The following is a 13,842-nucleotide window of genomic DNA, read 5'->3' as shown; positions in this document are numbered from 1 at the left end:
CGAGCCCGGCGTCCCTGCTCCCCCCTCCTGGAGCAGGCCCGGCCGGGCTCGCGAGAAAAGTGTCGCGCGCGGGCCCAGCAGGATCCCTAAGAGTCACTTAACACCGACGTTGTCATCGCCGCGGTCCACCGCGATACCCCCATATGACGGACAACTCCTGCGGAGCGCACTGCGCGCGCCTGTGCACCAGGGACGGGCTCGCCGAGGTGCTGGCCACCGATCGCGGGCTGCTGCACTGGCGGGCGATGCGCAGTCTCGGCGATGCGGGCCTGGCCGAGCACGCGGTACAGGAGACCCTCCTGCGCGGCTGGCGTTCGTGTCACGACTTCGACAGCCGCAAGGGCAGTGTGCGCACGTGGCTGCTGGCGATCGAACGCAATGTCATCATCGACATCGTGCGGGCCCGCGCGGTGCGACCGGGTGATGTGGGATGGGACGACATCACCGAGGTATCCGTCTGTGGCAGTTCGGATTTCGCCGACGGACTGGTCGACGGACTGCTCGTCGACCAGTTGCTGGCCCGGCTCCCGGAACCGCAGCGCGCGGCGGTGACCGAGGTGATCCTGCACGACCGCGGATACCGCGAAGTCGCCGCGGATTTCGGTGTGCCGATCGGGACGGTGAAGACCCGGGTCCACTACGCGTTGCGATCGCTGCGGCAATTGCCAGAAGTTGCCTGACGTCGACCGCTGATCGCTGGTCTGGGCATCCGACCAGCGTCTTTTGATGCTTCCATCCGGTTACATTTCGGTAACTGTGCTTGCCCTGTGGTTGCCAACGTTGCAAGAGTGAACCACTGGGTTTGGTGTTACCAGGTGTTACCAATGGGAAGGGAGGGGTGCTCCGTCCCCGGAGCACCGACCGAACATGCAACCAAACATCATCAAGGCCGGAATCTGCTCTACCGTCTCCGCCGCGGTGGTGGTGTCGCTGTCGGGTTTGGTCCCCGTGACCGCCCACGCCGCCCCGGAACCAGCGACCAGTGAGCAGCTGGCCGGTAAGACGATCTTCCTCGACCCCGGCCACCAGGGGACCGCGCACTCGGAGGACCTGGGCCGCCAGGTCGACAATGGCCGCGGCGGCACCAAGGACTGCCAGACCACCGGGATGACCTCGCTCAACGGGATCCCCGAACACACGATCAACTGGGACGTCGCCCAGCTCGTGCGAGCATCCCTGCAGGCACTGGGTGCCGAGGTGGTGCTGAGCCGCGCCGACGACACCGGCTGGGGCGGCTGCGTCGACGATCGCGCCCGCGCCGCCAACCAGTCCGGCGCCGACGTGGCGGTGAGCATTCACGCCGACAGCGCAGGCCCCGACCAGCACGGATTCCACATGATCGTGCCGCAGCTGCCGATCCCCGACGCGATCGCCGACAAGGCGCAGTCCGGTGGTGGACGCCTGGCGTCGAGCGCGGTCCGCGACGCCTACCTGGCCGCAGGCTTCTCGCCCGCGAACTACGCGGGCGTCAAAGCGGGCCTGCAGACCCGTGAGGACGTGGCAGGCCCGGCACTGACGCAGGTGCCGATGGTGTTCGTGGAGATGGGCAACGGCGCCAATGTCGACGATGCCGCCCGCCTGGAATCGCGCGAAGGTCAGCTCGAACACGCGGTCGCCATCACGACGGGTGTCGTCGGATTCCTGCTCAACAAGCCGATTCCCGCCTTCGCCGCCGCGCCACTACCCGCCCGAGTGCCGGTCGCGACCACGACCCAGACACCGAAGCGCGCACCCGCCGCCGAATCCACCGAGACCCTCGCGCCGACGTCGTCGAGCGAACCGGGCCCGACTGTGAGCCCGAACGGAGGTGCTGCGACGACCGCCCCGCCGCGGCTTCCGAGCGGGTCCAGCGATGACACGCCGCCCTCCGAGGAACCGGCCACGAACGCGCCCGTCGCGCCGGTGCCTGCGCAGGTCCCCGCGCGTGCCCCGATCGCGGATCCGGTTCCGGTAGCCCCGGTCCGTACAGCGGCCCCCGGCGCCCCGGCTCGCACGGCCGAACCCGAGGCGCCTGCCACCACCCCCAAGAAACGCGGCACAACCCCCAAGACCGAGTCGCCCTCGAACGAATCCGAGCTCGACCTGAGCACGCTCGGTGGACCGATCACCACCGTCATGACCTTGTTGATGCCCCTGGCCCAAGCCCTCGGCATGGACGAGTCGACCATCCCCGGCCAGCTGATCAACCTGGTCTACACCCTGGCAGGCATGGTTTTCGGCCCCAGCTGACAGTTGGTCCCGTCCCGCCGCCCACTCCCGCTATGGGGGTGGGCGGTGTGCTGTGCGGCGTCGATTCCTGCGTTCGGCGCGGGGACGGCCGACTTCGGTGCGGCGACGAAGTGGCAGCATGGGCCGGGTGATTCCTGTCGTAATCGTTGCTGGGTTTCTCGGCTCGGGAAAGACGACCATGCTCAACTACCTGCTGCGCAACAACCGGGGCACTCGGATCGGCGTGGTCGTCAACGACTTCGGCGCGGTGAACATCGACGCGATGCTGGTGGCCGGTCAGGTCGACGCGATGGTGTCGCTCGGCAACGGCTGCGTGTGCTGCGCGGTGGACGTCTCCGAACTCGACGACCTGTTCGGCCAACTGGCCCAACCCCGCAGCGCGGTCGACGTGATCGTCGTGGAAGCCAGCGGCCTGGCCGAGCCCCGCAACCTGATCCGCATGGTGATCGCCAACCCGAACCCCCGCATCGCCTACGGCGGATTGGTCGAGGTGGTCGATGCCGAGCAGTTCGCGTCGACCAGTGCACAGCATCCCGAGCTGGTGACACATCTGCGGATGGCCGATCTGGTGCTGGTGAACAAGGCAGACCGAGTAGCCCCCGAGGCGCTGACCGCGCTACGCGAACAGATCACCGAGTCGGTCGGGCAGGTGCCGGTCTACGCGACAACCCATGGCCGCATCGACCCCGGCCTGCTGTTCGACGACCGCGGGCCGGAACAGCCGAAAGTGGCCCAGCAGTTGAGCTTCGACGCCCTGCTCGACGACCACGATCACGACGACCCCGACCACCACCATCTCCACGACGATTATGTGTCCGTGTCGTTCACCAGCGAGCAAGCGCTGAATCCCCGTGCGCTGGTGAGCTTCCTGGAGGACCCACCGCCAGGCCTGTTCCGCGCCAAGGGATGTGTGGCTTTCGCGGTGGCGGGAGAGCGGCGCAAGTTCGAACTACACCTGGTCGGCCGACATATCGTCTTCACGCCCGGAACCTGGGCCCGCGGTGAACAACGCGTCTCGAGCCTGGTGCTGATCGGTGCCGCGCTCGATGCCGACGCCGCACTGAAACGCTTGCACGACACCGTCTTCGAGGCAGACACGCTCATGGACGAGCAGTCGATGCTCGGCGTCTGGCGCTACACCCCGAGTGCGGACTAGCCGCAGGCGTTGACCCACTCCGACAGCCCGTCGGCGAACAACTGCCGCTTCCAGATCGGCACTTCGTGCTTGATCCGGTCGACCAGCTCGGCACACACCGTGAACGCCTCCGCCCGATGCGGCGCCGCCACCGCCACGACGATCGCCAACCCGCCGATCGTGAGCGGCCCGACCCGATGCGTCGCCGCGACCGGAAGTCCGCTCGCCTGTGCGACCTCCGCGCAGATCGCGTGCAGGAAGCGCTGGGCCTGGGGGTGCGCGGAGTACTCCAGCGACGTCACCGCCTGCCCGCCGTCGTGGTTGCGCACCTTGCCGGTGAACACCACGACAGCGCCGAATTCCGGTCCGTCGACAGCCTTTTCGACGGCGAGGGGGTCGAGGTCCTGATCGCTGATCGTTGCCAGCCGAACCGCACCGAAGTCACTCATGGTTGCCGCCTCCGGCTACTTGCGCGAGCAGATGATCCAGTAGCGGTTCCAGCACCGCGATCCCGTCCTTCACGCCGCCGGGCGAACCGGGCAGGTTCACGACAACGGTCCGTCCGGCCAGCCCGGCCACGCCGCGACTCAGCGCGGCGAGCGGGAACTTCGCGGTCCCACGCTGCCGGATCGCATCGGCGACACCGGGCAGCTCGCGATCGAGCACGGCACGGGTGGCCTCGGGCGTCGCGTCAGTGGGTGAGGCACCGGTCCCGCCGGTGGTGACGATGAACGCGGGTGCCCCACTCAATGCGTCGGTCAGCCCGGCGGCGATGTCGGCATCGGCATAGACCAGCGGGCCGCGCACCGAAAAACCTCGGGAGGTAAGCCAATCGGCAAGGACCGGGCCGGTAGTATCGGTACGGGTTCCGGCGGCGCTGCCGGTAGACGCGACCACAACGACGGCCGTTCGTGAAATATCCTGTGTGCCAACGGATTCAGCTTCGGCGAGTGTCGCAACGCCGGCAACGCCGAGCGCGCCCGCGTTGCCGTTGGCTCGAACGTCCGCGGCGGCGGTGGTCACCGGCGGCGCGGATTCGACTTCGGCGGATGCGGCGTCGGCTGGAGTCGGTGCGGATACATTGTCGCCGCGAACCTCGGGGCGCACCCAATGCCCGTGCTTGCCACCCTCTTTGGTGACCAGCCGCACCCCGTTCATCACCGCGGCGGGATCCACCGCCTTCACCATGTCGTGCAAAGTGAGGCCTGCGACAGCGACAGCGGTCAGCGCTTCCATCTCGACCCCGGTCGGGCCCTTGGTCTTAGCGGTCGCCTCGACGGTGATCGAGGTCTCGGTGAACCCGAACTCCACCTTCACCGACGACAACGCCAGCTGATGACACAGCGGAATCAACTCGGAAGTCTTTTTCGCACCGGCGATTCCGGCCAACCGTGCGGTCGACAACACATCGGCCTTCGGCATCCCCTCGGCCCGCACCAGCGCGATCACCTCGGCCGTGGTCTGCAATTCGCCTGCGGCGACAGCGATCCGGGTGGTGTCGGCTTTCGCGCTGACATCGACCATGCGCGCCCGACCCTCACGGTCGACGTGGGACAACTCGCTCATAGCCACAAGATTCGCACAGGGGCACCGGCGGCCAGCGAGGTGACCTCGGCAGGCACGTCGACGAGCACATCGGCCCAGGCCATCCCCGCGATCAGATGCGAGCCGGGACCAGAGATCACTTCCACCCCGTCCTCGGTCGACAGGCCGCGCAGGAATTGGCGACGACCGGCGGGGGAGCGCACCGGCGTCAGCAGCGTCATCTCGCGGCTCGCCACCTCCGGCAGCCCGGCCAGCGCGCGCACGGCGGGACGCGCGAACACGGTATAGGACACCATCGTGCTCACCGGATTGCCCGGAAAACTGAGCACGGGCACCTCGTCGACCACGGTGTATCCCTGCGGCCCGCCGGGTTGCACCGCGACCGATCCGAAGGTGCCACCGAGCGGCCCCAGCACATCCTTGACCACCTCGAAATCGCCCTTGGACACACCGCCGGAGGTGAAGACCAGGTCGGCGACGGCGGTCGCGGCGTGCAGCACCGAGGTGAACAGCGCGGGGTCATCGGTGCTGTGCGCGATGTCGGCCACGTCCACACCATCGGCGCGCAACGCGGCGGCCAGGGCAATACCGTTCGAGTTGTAGATCTGACCCGGAGCGAGGGTGCTGCCTGCGGGCTGTAGCTCGTCACCGGTCGTGATGCAGACGGCACGTAATCGAGTCAGCACCGGAACCGTCGGCAGTCCGACGGCGGCCAGGGCCGCGATGTGCCGGGGCGCGAGGACGGTTCCGGCGCGCGCGACCAGTTCGCCGGTTCGCACATCGGTACCGGCCTCGCGCACGAATTCACCACGGCCGCGGCCACGTTCGATCACGATTCGATCGGCACCCGCCTGCACGTCCTCGACCGGCACCACACAATCGGCGCCGGGCGGCATCGGCGCACCGGTCATCACCTTCAACGCCGACCCCGCGGGCAACGCGTCGGTGCCCGCCTTACCTGCCGCGACCACACCGACGACGGGCAGCGTCACGGGCGTCACGGCGACATCGGCCGCCCGAACGGCGTAACCGTCCATCGCCGAATTGCGGAACACCGGCAGATCGATCGGCGACACCACATCGGCCGACAGGGTGCGGCCGAGCGCATCGGGAACCGGCACCTGCTCGTCAGAGCGGCCGGCGAGATGGGCCAGCAACGCGGCGACGGTGTCGCGGTACTCGTCGACGCTGCGTGCCGACGCGGTGGCGGGCCGGGGAGTCATGCTGCCAGCCTAATAGGCGCAGTTACCGAACTCGGGTGCGTGGCCCGGTGCGCAAGGTGCCGACCGCCGCTCACGGTGGCGGATTGCCCGCGGTGAGCTGACGAGTTCGCGACGAATCGGCCCGGCGCCCCGAATGTGACGGGCCCTACGGGTCATACTGTAAGGATGACGCTGGTCGAGATGGGGATCCCCGCTGTGCGATCGGAGCGGCCGTCCCTGGACGGCAGGCCCGAGACGCCGTTCCTCGTCGACCGCTTCGGCCGGATCGCCCGCGACCTGCGCGTGTCCATCACCGAGAAATGCTCGCTACGCTGCACCTATTGTATGCCCGAAGAAGGCCTGCCGCCGATCCCTCGCGAGGAACTGCTCACCGCCGACGAGATCGTGCGCCTGGTGTCGCTGGCAGTGCGCGAGCTGGGTGTGAAGGAAGTGCGGTTCACCGGCGGCGAACCGCTGATGCGCCGTGAGCTGGAACAGATCATCGCGGGCTGTCACGAGGCGGTGCCCGGCACGCCGCTGGCCATGACCACCAACGGGGTCGGCCTGGAACACCGCATCCACAAGCTCGCCGCGGCTGGTCTGACCAGGGTCAATGTCTCCCTCGACACCGTCGACCGGGAAGATTTCACCCGCCTCACCCGCCGCGACCGCCTGGAATCGGTTCTCAACGGCATCCGTGCCGCGCGCGACGCGGGCATGGCGCCGGTGAAGGTCAACGCCGTGCTGATGCGCCAGAACCTGGCGGGCGCGGCCGACCTGCTCGCCTGGTGCCTGGCCGAGGAATGTGAACTGCGATTCATCGAGGAAATGCCCCTCGACGCCGACCACGAGTGGGCCCGCGATCACATGGTGACCGCCGCCGACCTCCTCGAAGTCCTCGGCGAACGTTTCACCCTCACACCCACCGCCCGTGCCGACCCGTCGGCTCCGGCGGAGAAATGGCTGGTCGACGGCGGCCCGGCGACCGTCGGCATCATCGCCACGGTCACCCGCAAGTTCTGCGACAGCTGCGACCGCACCCGGCTCACCGCCGACGGCATGCTGCGCTCGTGCCTGTTCAGCGACCAGGAATTCGACGTGCGCACCGCCTTGCGGGCCGGCGCCGACGACGACGAGGTCGCCGAACTGTGGCGCGGCGCGATGTGGCAGAAATGGGCCGGTCACGGTATCGACGCCGCCGGTTTCGTCCCCCCGGAACGCACGATGGGAGCCATCGGTGGTTGAGGTCCGCTATTTCGCCGCCATCGCCGACGCGGTCGGCAAGAACACCGAATCACTCGACCTCCCCGCCGGCGCCACCGTCGCCGACCTGCGCGCCACCCTCGCCGCCACCTACGGCTCCGACATCGACGGCCTCGTCGGCGTCTGCGCCTTCCTGATCGGCGACGAACTCACCCGCGACCCCTCAGCTATGCTCCGCGACCGAGTGGACGTCCTCCCGCCCTTCGCCGGCGGCTGATCATGGTCCAGAGCGAGGCCCATGACGTGCCGACCTACCTCGCTGAACTCCCGGACGATCGTCGCGAGGCCGTCACCAGATTGCGTGACCTGTGCCTACAGGAGCTGCCCGGCTTCACCGAGGTGATGGCCTACGGCATGCCCACCTACGAACGCGACGGCACCCCCGAAGTCGCCGTGGCCAGCCAGAAGCACTACATCTCCGTCTACCTGCTCCGCTCCGACATCCGCGAAGCCTTCACCGAACGCCTCGCAGCCCACGACATGGGCAAAGGCTGCCTACGCTTCCGCAAAGAACCGGACTACGACTTGGTTCGAGACCTGTTGCGCGCCACCGCATCCGGTGACGGCTCGGTGATCTGTTGAGCCTCAACGGGATTCGCGCCGCATCGTAGATCTCGCTACGCTCCTCGACGTGCCGGGGGCCCGGCGTGCGTTTCGAGAAAGTGTGTGTGCGGTGTCGCTGGGGACGGTCGTGGTCATGGTGGTGATGGGTGTGCTCGCGTATCAGCGCGGGTTCAACCCGTTCGCGTGGATTCTCGCTGCGGGGTGCTTGGGGGCGCTCGTGTTGTTCTTCTTGCCCTCGGCGAAGGAGGCCGGTCTCGATGCCGAGGCCAAGCGGGTGCGCACACAGCGCGGCAACCTCGTCGGCGGCTGCTTGACCGGGCTGACGTTGCTGGCCTGTCTGGTCGGGTTCGTCGTCGGACTGACCGAGGCGATGTCGGCCTAGCGCCACCAGGTGTCGAGGGGGGTTACCGGGACGGTGCGCTTGTGGCGGGTGTTGGTGAAGATCGTTTCCAGGCGGGTTGCCACCTCGGCGGTGACGTCCTTGCCTTCGAGGTAATCGTCGATTTCGCTGTAGCGCAGGCCGAGGGCGTCCTCGTCGGCCAGCGCCGGGCGGTCGTCCTCGAGGTCGGCGGTGGGGACCTTGGACCAGATGCTCGAGGGTGCGCCGAGTTCCTGCAGCAGGGACGCGCCCTGGCGTTTGGTGAGGCCGGTGAGAGGCGTCAGGTCGACACCGCCGTCGCCGAACTTGGTGAAGAACCCGGTGACCGCTTCGGCCGCGTGATCGGTGCCGACCACCAGCAGGCTTTCCTGGCCCGCGAGGGCGTACTGCGCGACCATCCGCTCGCGCGCCTTGATGTTGCCGCGCACGAAGTCGCGCAGGCGCTCGTGATCCAGCGCGCCCGCGACCTCGATACCGATCGCGTCGGCGCTGGGCCGAATGTTCACCACGACCGTGCGATCGGGGTCGATGAAGTTCAGCGCGATCTGCGCGTCGTGCTCGTCGGCCTGCACGCCGTAGGGCAGTCGCACCGCGAGGAATTTCGCCTCGACACCGTCGGCCCGCAGCTCCTCGACGGCCAGCTGGCACAGCCGCCCGGCCAGCGCGCTGTCCTGCCCGCCACTGATCCCGAGCGCGAACCCCGTGGCCGGTGTGGTGGCCAGGTAGTCCTTCAGGAAGTCGACACGCCGCCGGACCTCCTGCTTCGGCTCGATCTCGGGCAGCACACCCAGTTCGGCAATGATCTGTTCACGCAGTGTCCCCATGCCGTCTCACTCTACTTGGGAGACAGGCGAAACGACCCGGCGAACGAGCCATTCCCAGTTGTCGCCGATCTGCTCGCGCGGGTAGCCGAGCACCTCGACCTGATGGATCACCAGGGCCGCCGACAGCGTGGACAGCAGCGAGTCGGCGATCAGCGGGATCTCGCCGTCGATCCGGGTCGCGCGCAGCAGCAGCACGACGTGCGCCTTGTGCAGGGCGTACGGTCCGGCGCCGAAACGCCCGTCCGCCTCCGCGGCGCGGTGCAGATCGCCTTCGACCTCGATGTCGAGCAGCCGGGTCCGTCCGAACGCGATCAGCCGGTCGATCGGACTCGCCCCAGGTCCCAGGGGCGCGGGTCCGAACATGAACGCGGCCTGGAACTTCTGCTCGGAGTGATCGAGCAGAGCGAGCATCAGCCCGGTGCGATTGCCGAATCGGCGGAAAACAGTCCCCTTGCCGACCCCCGCGCGCTTGGCGAGCGCGTCCATCGTGAGCCCATCGACACCGTGTTCGCGCACCAACTGCTGCGCCGCGTCGAGCAGCAGCGCGCGATTGCGGGCGGCGTCGGCACGTTCGACCGGCTCCGCGCTGCCGGGCAGCGGCCGCCCGATTCCCAGCAGCGGCGGCTCGTCGGACTTCGGTGTGCTGTAGCTCACGCCGCTCACTCGCCCTCCACGGGAAGTAATCGGACCGCAGTCCGGTTAATGCTGGATAGAACTTGGATCACCCCACTGAGTACACCAGGAGTCGCCATGAGCGAGACCCGCATCCTTACTCTCGTCGGAAGCCTGCGCGCGGGCTCGATCAACCGCCGCCTGGCCGAGGCTGCCGCGCAGACCGCGCCCGCCGGCGTCGACATCACCATCTACGAGGGCCTCGGCGAGCTTCCGTTCTACAACGAAGACCTGGATGTGCCCGGTGTGGTGCCCGCGCGGGCCGAGGCGTTGCGTGCCGCCGTCGCCGAAGCCGATGCCCTGCTGCTGGTAACCCCCGAGTACAACGGCACCCTGCCCGCCGTGCTGAAGAACGCCATCGACTGGGCCTCGCGTCCGTACGGTGCCGGCGCGATCAAGGGCAAGCCGGTCGCCGTGGTGAGCGCGTCGATCAGCCCGAACGCGGCAGCGTGGGCGCACGGCGACGCGGTCAAGGCGGTCGGCGTGGCGGGCGGCATCGTCGTCGAGTCGGCCACCGCGCAGTTCGCCACCGTCGGCGAGCGCTTCGGGCAGACCCATCCGGCACAGGACGCCGAGGCGCTGACCCAGCTCGGCGCGACCGTGCACGAGTTGGTCACCGCCGCGAACGGCACGCTGATCTCGGCGTGAGCTGGGCGTTCGGCCGGGGCGTCGCATCCATCGCGGATGCGACGCCCCTTCGCTGTCTGCGAAGTTTGCTGAAGACTCGCCGGGAGACGAAATTGTGATCTGAACCACCGTTCTCCCTGCTGGCCGGGCATCCGTCCTGGGACTTACCGCGTAGGAATTACATCCGTGCGACTCGCAACACCTTGTGTTGTTCCAATCTGTCGGCCACTAGGTGTAGTGTCTGTCGTACTGGAAGACGGTGTGGAGCCACCACTGATCGGGCCCAAGGGAAGGGGTTGCGAGCAGGGCTTTCTTCGCCAGATCCAGGAGTTTGCGCAGCATCACCCGTTCGTGCATTGCATACGGATCACAGGCTGTGGATCAGGCATAGGAGAGAGGGACTTCCATCATGACCATCACCGTGTACACCAAGCCCGCTTGCGTGCAGTGCAACGCCACCTACAAGGCGCTCGACAAGGTCGGCGTGGACTACGACGTCATCGACATCTCGGAAAACGACGAGGCGCGTGACTTCGTGATGGCGCTGGGTTACCTGCAGGCGCCGATCGTCGTCGCGGGTGACGATCACTGGTCGGGCTTCCGTCCCGACCGCATCAAGGCGCTCGCCGTCGCGGCTGCATAATAGTCACCGACGCGAAGCGTTCCTCAGATGCGCATGGCCGGAGCGCAGGCGGAGGTACGCGTAATTCGCGCCGGTTCGCCGGTAAGGAGGCGCCATGCCCGAGCAGACGACTCCGGGCGGGCTGGTCTACTTCTCCAGCGCTTCGGAGAACACTCATCGTTTCGTCGAGAAGCTCGGTCTCCCGGCAACTCGACTTCCACTACACACCACCGCTGAATCGCCGCGGATCGACGAACCCTACGTGCTGATCACCCCCACCTACGGTGGTGGTCGGCACGTCATGGGCGGAGAACGTCCCGACAAGGACCTCGTTCCACGGCAAGTCGCCAAGTTCCTCAACGACCCACACAACCGCGCACTGCTGCGCGGGGTGATCGCGGCCGGAAACACGAACTTCGGCGATACCTATTGCGTTGCAGGAGACATCATCTCGCAAAAATGTGGGGTGCCGTATCTGTATCGCTTCGAACTCATGGGAACCGCTGAGGACGTCGCGCGCGTCCGAGAGGGATTGGGATTGTTTTGGCAACAGCAACCACAGCACCGGCAGGCAAGTCAGCACGCTTAGAGCAGTCGGCGGTGCGCGGCGAGCCCGGCGAGGTCATGGACTTCCATGCCCTCAACGCCATGCTGAACCTGTACGGCCCCAACGGCGAGATCCAGTTCGACAAGGATCGCGAGGCCGCGCACCAGTACTTCCTGCAGCACGTGAACCAGAACACCGTCTTCTTCCACAACCTGGACGAGAAGCTGGATTACCTGGTCAAGGAGAACTACTACGAGGTAGAAGTCCTCGACCAGTACAGCCGCGAGTACATCAAGTCGCTGTTCCAGCGGGCCTACGCCAAGAAGTTCCGGTTCCCGACCTTCCTCGGCGCGTTCAAGTACTACACCTCGTACACGCTCAAGACCTTCGACGGCAAGCGTTACCTGGAGCGGTTCGAGGACCGTGTCGTCATGGTCGCGCTGACGCTGGCCGCCGGTGACGAGGTGCTGGCGAACAACCTGGTCGACGAGATCATCGACGGCCGTTTCCAGCCCGCCACCCCCACCTTCCTCAACTCCGGCAAGAAGCAGCGCGGCGAGCCCGTGTCCTGCTTCCTGCTGCGCATCGAGGACAACATGGAGTCCATCGGGCGCTCCATCAACTCTGCGCTGCAGCTGTCCAAGCGCGGCGGCGGTGTCGCCCTGCTGCTCAGCAACATTCGTGAGCACGGCGCCCCGATCAAGAAGATCGAGAACCAGAGCTCGGGTGTCATCCCGATCATGAAGCTCCTGGAAGACTCGTTCTCCTACGCGAACCAGCTGGGTGCGCGTCAGGGTGCGGGCGCGGTGTACCTGCACGCCCACCACCCCGACATCTACCGCTTCCTCGACACCAAGCGCGAGAACGCGGACGAGAAGATCCGCATCAAGACGCTGTCGCTGGGTGTGGTGATCCCCGACATCACCTTCGAGCTGGCGAAGAAGAACGAGGACATGTACCTGTTCTCGCCGTATGACGTCGAGCGCATCTACGGTGTGCCGTTCGCCGATGTGAACGTCACCGAGAAGTACTACGAGATGGTCGACGACAAGCGCATCCGCAAGTCCAAGATCAAGGCGCGCGAGTTCTTCCAGACGATCGCCGAGCTGCAGTTCGAGTCGGGCTACCCCTACATCATGTTCGAGGACACGGTGAACCGGGCCAACCCGATCAAGGGCAAGATCACCCACTCGAACCTGTGCTCGGAGATCCTGCAGGTCTCCACCCCCTCGGAATTCAACGACGATCTGTCGTATTCCAAGGTGGGCAAGGACATCTCGTGCAACCTGGGTTCGCTCAACATCGCCAAGGCGATGGACTCGCCCGACTTCGGTCAGACCATCGAGACCTCGATCCGCGCTCTCACCGCCGTCTCGGACCAGACGCACATCTTCTCGGTGCCGTCGATCGAGCAGGGCAACAACGAGTCCCACGCCATCGGCCTCGGCCAGATGAACCTGCACGGCTACCTGGCGCGTGAGCGGGTCCACTACGGCTCCGAAGAAGGTGTGGACTTCACCAACATCTACTTCTACACCGTTGTCTACCACGCGATTCGGGCCTCGAACCTGATCGCCAAGGAGCGCGGCACCGCCTTCGGTGGCTTCGCCGACTCCAAGTACGCCAGCGGCGAGTACTTCGACAAGTACACCGAGCAGGCCTGGATTCCCAAGACCGACAAGGTGACTCAGCTGTTCGCCGACGCCGGCGTGCGCATCCCCACCCAGGACGACTGGCGCCTGCTCAAGGCCTCGGTGCAGGAATACGGCATCTACAACCAGAACCTGCAGGCCGTCCCGCCGACCGGCTCGATCTCCTACATCAACCACTCCACCAGCTCGATCCACCCGGTGGCGTCGAAGATCGAGATCCGCAAGGAAGGCAAGATCGGCCGCGTCTACTACCCGGCCCCTTACCTGGACAACGACAATCTCGAGTACTACGACGACGCTTACGAAATCGGCTACGAGAAGATCATCGACACCTACGCCGCGGCCACCCAGCACGTGGACCAGGGCCTGTCACTGACGCTGTTCTTCAAGGACACCGCCACCACCCGCGACCTCAACAAGGCGCAGATCTACGCCTGGCGCAAGGGCATCAAGACGCTCTACTACATCCGCCTGCGTCAGATGGCCCTCGAGGGGACTGAGGTGGAGGGTTGCGTCAGCTGCATGTTGTGAGCTGAGCTAACGATTAAGGGCGGTCTCCTCGGGAGACCGCCCTTTTCGCG

At 66.7% G+C, this 13,842-nt stretch carries 16 protein-coding genes; 11 read left to right on the top strand and 5 right to left on the bottom strand.

All coding sequences use genetic code 11. The features are described from left to right. The first annotated feature begins 143 nt into the window (after positions 1-143). The 3 genes from ACFW6D_RS04725 (at position 144) to ACFW6D_RS04715 (ending at position 3,385) form a co-directional block, all read left to right on the top strand. Positions 144-680 (top strand): sigma-70 family RNA polymerase sigma factor, encoded by a 537-nt coding sequence (locus ACFW6D_RS04725; protein ID WP_379324765.1) that lies wholly within the window; start codon positions 144-146, stop codon positions 678-680. Between the two features lie 187 nt (positions 681-867). Then, a complete protein-coding gene (locus tag ACFW6D_RS04720; protein WP_379324763.1) occupies positions 868-2,229 on the top strand; it encodes an N-acetylmuramoyl-L-alanine amidase in 1,362 nt (453 codons plus the stop codon). A 118-nt stretch (positions 2,230-2,347) separates the two neighbouring features. After that, the gene (locus tag ACFW6D_RS04715; RefSeq protein ID WP_379324761.1) at positions 2,348-3,385 is read left to right on the top strand and encodes a CobW family GTP-binding protein; all 1,038 of its coding nucleotides are present in this window, start codon (positions 2,348-2,350) and stop codon (positions 3,383-3,385) included. Here ACFW6D_RS04715 and ACFW6D_RS04710 read toward each other — a convergent pair. From ACFW6D_RS04710 to glp, 3 genes are read right to left on the bottom strand one after another with little or no spacing between them, the layout of a single operon-like run. Beyond that, positions 3,382-3,813 carry a molybdenum cofactor biosynthesis protein MoaE gene (locus ACFW6D_RS04710; RefSeq protein ID WP_379324759.1) on the bottom strand — a complete coding sequence of 144 codons (432 nt, stop codon included), beginning with the start codon at positions 3,811-3,813 and terminating at the stop codon, positions 3,382-3,384. The two genes, ACFW6D_RS04715 and ACFW6D_RS04710, sit on opposite strands and share 4 nt — an antisense overlap. Beyond that, on the bottom strand, positions 3,806-4,930 hold the full coding sequence (gene moaCB, locus ACFW6D_RS04705) for a bifunctional molybdenum cofactor biosynthesis protein MoaC/MoaB (RefSeq protein WP_379324757.1): 1,125 nt from the start codon (positions 4,928-4,930) through the stop codon (positions 3,806-3,808). The genes ACFW6D_RS04710 and moaCB overlap by 8 nt, the downstream gene beginning before the upstream one ends. Further along, positions 4,927-6,132: a gephyrin-like molybdotransferase Glp gene (glp, locus tag ACFW6D_RS04700; RefSeq protein WP_379324755.1), complete on the bottom strand. Its 1,206-nt coding sequence runs from the start codon at positions 6,130-6,132 to the stop codon at positions 4,927-4,929. The genes moaCB and glp overlap by 4 nt, the downstream gene beginning before the upstream one ends. 165 nt (positions 6,133-6,297) lie before the next feature. Between glp and moaA the strand changes: the two genes are divergently transcribed. The 4 genes from moaA (at position 6,298) to ACFW6D_RS04680 (ending at position 8,320) form a co-directional block, all read left to right on the top strand. After that, the gene (gene moaA, locus ACFW6D_RS04695) at positions 6,298-7,356 is read left to right on the top strand and encodes a GTP 3',8-cyclase MoaA (RefSeq protein ID WP_379324753.1); all 1,059 of its coding nucleotides are present in this window, start codon (positions 6,298-6,300) and stop codon (positions 7,354-7,356) included. Further along, positions 7,349-7,591 (top strand): MoaD/ThiS family protein, encoded by a 243-nt coding sequence (locus tag ACFW6D_RS04690; protein ID WP_379324751.1) that lies wholly within the window; start codon positions 7,349-7,351, stop codon positions 7,589-7,591. The genes moaA and ACFW6D_RS04690 overlap by 8 nt, the downstream gene beginning before the upstream one ends. 2 nt (positions 7,592-7,593) lie before the next feature. Further along, complete coding sequence (locus tag ACFW6D_RS04685; protein WP_379324749.1) at positions 7,594-7,956, top strand: iron chaperone; 363 nt, start codon at positions 7,594-7,596, stop codon at positions 7,954-7,956. Between the two features lie 91 nt (positions 7,957-8,047). Beyond that, positions 8,048-8,320 (top strand): hypothetical protein, encoded by a 273-nt coding sequence (locus ACFW6D_RS04680; protein ID WP_379324747.1) that lies wholly within the window; start codon positions 8,048-8,050, stop codon positions 8,318-8,320. On the opposite strand, the gene nadE is transcribed toward ACFW6D_RS04680, so the two are convergent. Beyond that, positions 8,317-9,141 (bottom strand): ammonia-dependent NAD(+) synthetase, encoded by an 825-nt coding sequence (nadE, locus tag ACFW6D_RS04675; RefSeq protein ID WP_379324745.1) that lies wholly within the window; start codon positions 9,139-9,141, stop codon positions 8,317-8,319. The genes ACFW6D_RS04680 and nadE overlap by 4 nt on opposite strands. 6 nt (positions 9,142-9,147) lie before the next feature. Further along, positions 9,148-9,795 (bottom strand): TetR/AcrR family transcriptional regulator, encoded by a 648-nt coding sequence (locus tag ACFW6D_RS04670; RefSeq protein WP_379325039.1) that lies wholly within the window; start codon positions 9,793-9,795, stop codon positions 9,148-9,150. A gap of 96 nt (positions 9,796-9,891) precedes the next feature. On the opposite strand from ACFW6D_RS04670, the gene ACFW6D_RS04665 reads away from it, so the two are divergent. From ACFW6D_RS04665 to nrdE, 4 genes are all read left to right on the top strand, one after another. Then, positions 9,892-10,461 (top strand): NAD(P)H-dependent oxidoreductase, encoded by a 570-nt coding sequence (locus ACFW6D_RS04665; protein WP_379324743.1) that lies wholly within the window; start codon positions 9,892-9,894, stop codon positions 10,459-10,461. A 388-nt stretch (positions 10,462-10,849) separates the two neighbouring features. Further along, positions 10,850-11,083 carry a glutaredoxin-like protein NrdH gene (nrdH, locus tag ACFW6D_RS04660; protein WP_358063548.1) on the top strand — a complete coding sequence of 78 codons (234 nt, stop codon included), beginning with the start codon at positions 10,850-10,852 and terminating at the stop codon, positions 11,081-11,083. A gap of 94 nt (positions 11,084-11,177) precedes the next feature. Continuing rightward, complete coding sequence (gene nrdI, locus ACFW6D_RS04655; RefSeq protein WP_379233573.1) at positions 11,178-11,651, top strand: class Ib ribonucleoside-diphosphate reductase assembly flavoprotein NrdI; 474 nt, start codon at positions 11,178-11,180, stop codon at positions 11,649-11,651. Positions 11,652-11,686: 35 nt separating this feature from the next. After that, positions 11,687-13,792 (top strand): class 1b ribonucleoside-diphosphate reductase subunit alpha, encoded by a 2,106-nt coding sequence (gene nrdE / locus ACFW6D_RS04650; protein ID WP_379325038.1) that lies wholly within the window; start codon positions 11,687-11,689, stop codon positions 13,790-13,792. Positions 13,793-13,842: the final 50 nt, after the last annotated feature.

This window comes from Nocardia sp. NPDC058705 (genome assembly GCF_042749305.1).
GTDB lineage: Bacteria > Actinomycetota > Actinomycetes > Mycobacteriales > Mycobacteriaceae > Nocardia.
This window is presented reverse-complemented; position numbering and strand designations above follow the sequence as displayed.

Bases quoted from the DNA above. Each gene is read 5' to 3' on its own strand.
- nrdI (WP_379233573.1), top strand. From the start codon at position 11,178: ATGCCCGAGCAGACGACTCCGGGCGGGCTGGTCTACTTCTCCAGCGCT.
- nrdH (WP_358063548.1), top strand. From the start codon at position 10,850: ATGACCATCACCGTGTACACCAAGCCCGCTTGCGTGCAGTGCAACGCC.
- ACFW6D_RS04720 (WP_379324763.1), top strand. From the start codon at position 868: ATGCAACCAAACATCATCAAGGCCGGAATCTGCTCTACCGTCTCCGCC.
- glp (WP_379324755.1), bottom strand. From the start codon at position 6,132: ATGACTCCCCGGCCCGCCACCGCGTCGGCACGCAGCGTCGACGAGTAC.
- moaCB (WP_379324757.1), bottom strand. From the start codon at position 4,930: ATGAGCGAGTTGTCCCACGTCGACCGTGAGGGTCGGGCGCGCATGGTC.
- ACFW6D_RS04685 (WP_379324749.1), top strand. From the start codon at position 7,594: ATGGTCCAGAGCGAGGCCCATGACGTGCCGACCTACCTCGCTGAACTC.
- moaA (WP_379324753.1), top strand. From the start codon at position 6,298: ATGACGCTGGTCGAGATGGGGATCCCCGCTGTGCGATCGGAGCGGCCG.
- ACFW6D_RS04725 (WP_379324765.1), top strand. From the start codon at position 144: ATGACGGACAACTCCTGCGGAGCGCACTGCGCGCGCCTGTGCACCAGG.
- nadE (WP_379324745.1), bottom strand. From the start codon at position 9,141: ATGGGGACACTGCGTGAACAGATCATTGCCGAACTGGGTGTGCTGCCC.
- ACFW6D_RS04665 (WP_379324743.1), top strand. From the start codon at position 9,892: ATGAGCGAGACCCGCATCCTTACTCTCGTCGGAAGCCTGCGCGCGGGC.
- ACFW6D_RS04710 (WP_379324759.1), bottom strand. From the start codon at position 3,813: ATGAGTGACTTCGGTGCGGTTCGGCTGGCAACGATCAGCGATCAGGAC.
- nrdE (WP_379325038.1), top strand. From the start codon at position 11,687: ATGGACTTCCATGCCCTCAACGCCATGCTGAACCTGTACGGCCCCAAC.
- ACFW6D_RS04715 (WP_379324761.1), top strand. From the start codon at position 2,348: ATGGGCCGGGTGATTCCTGTCGTAATCGTTGCTGGGTTTCTCGGCTCG.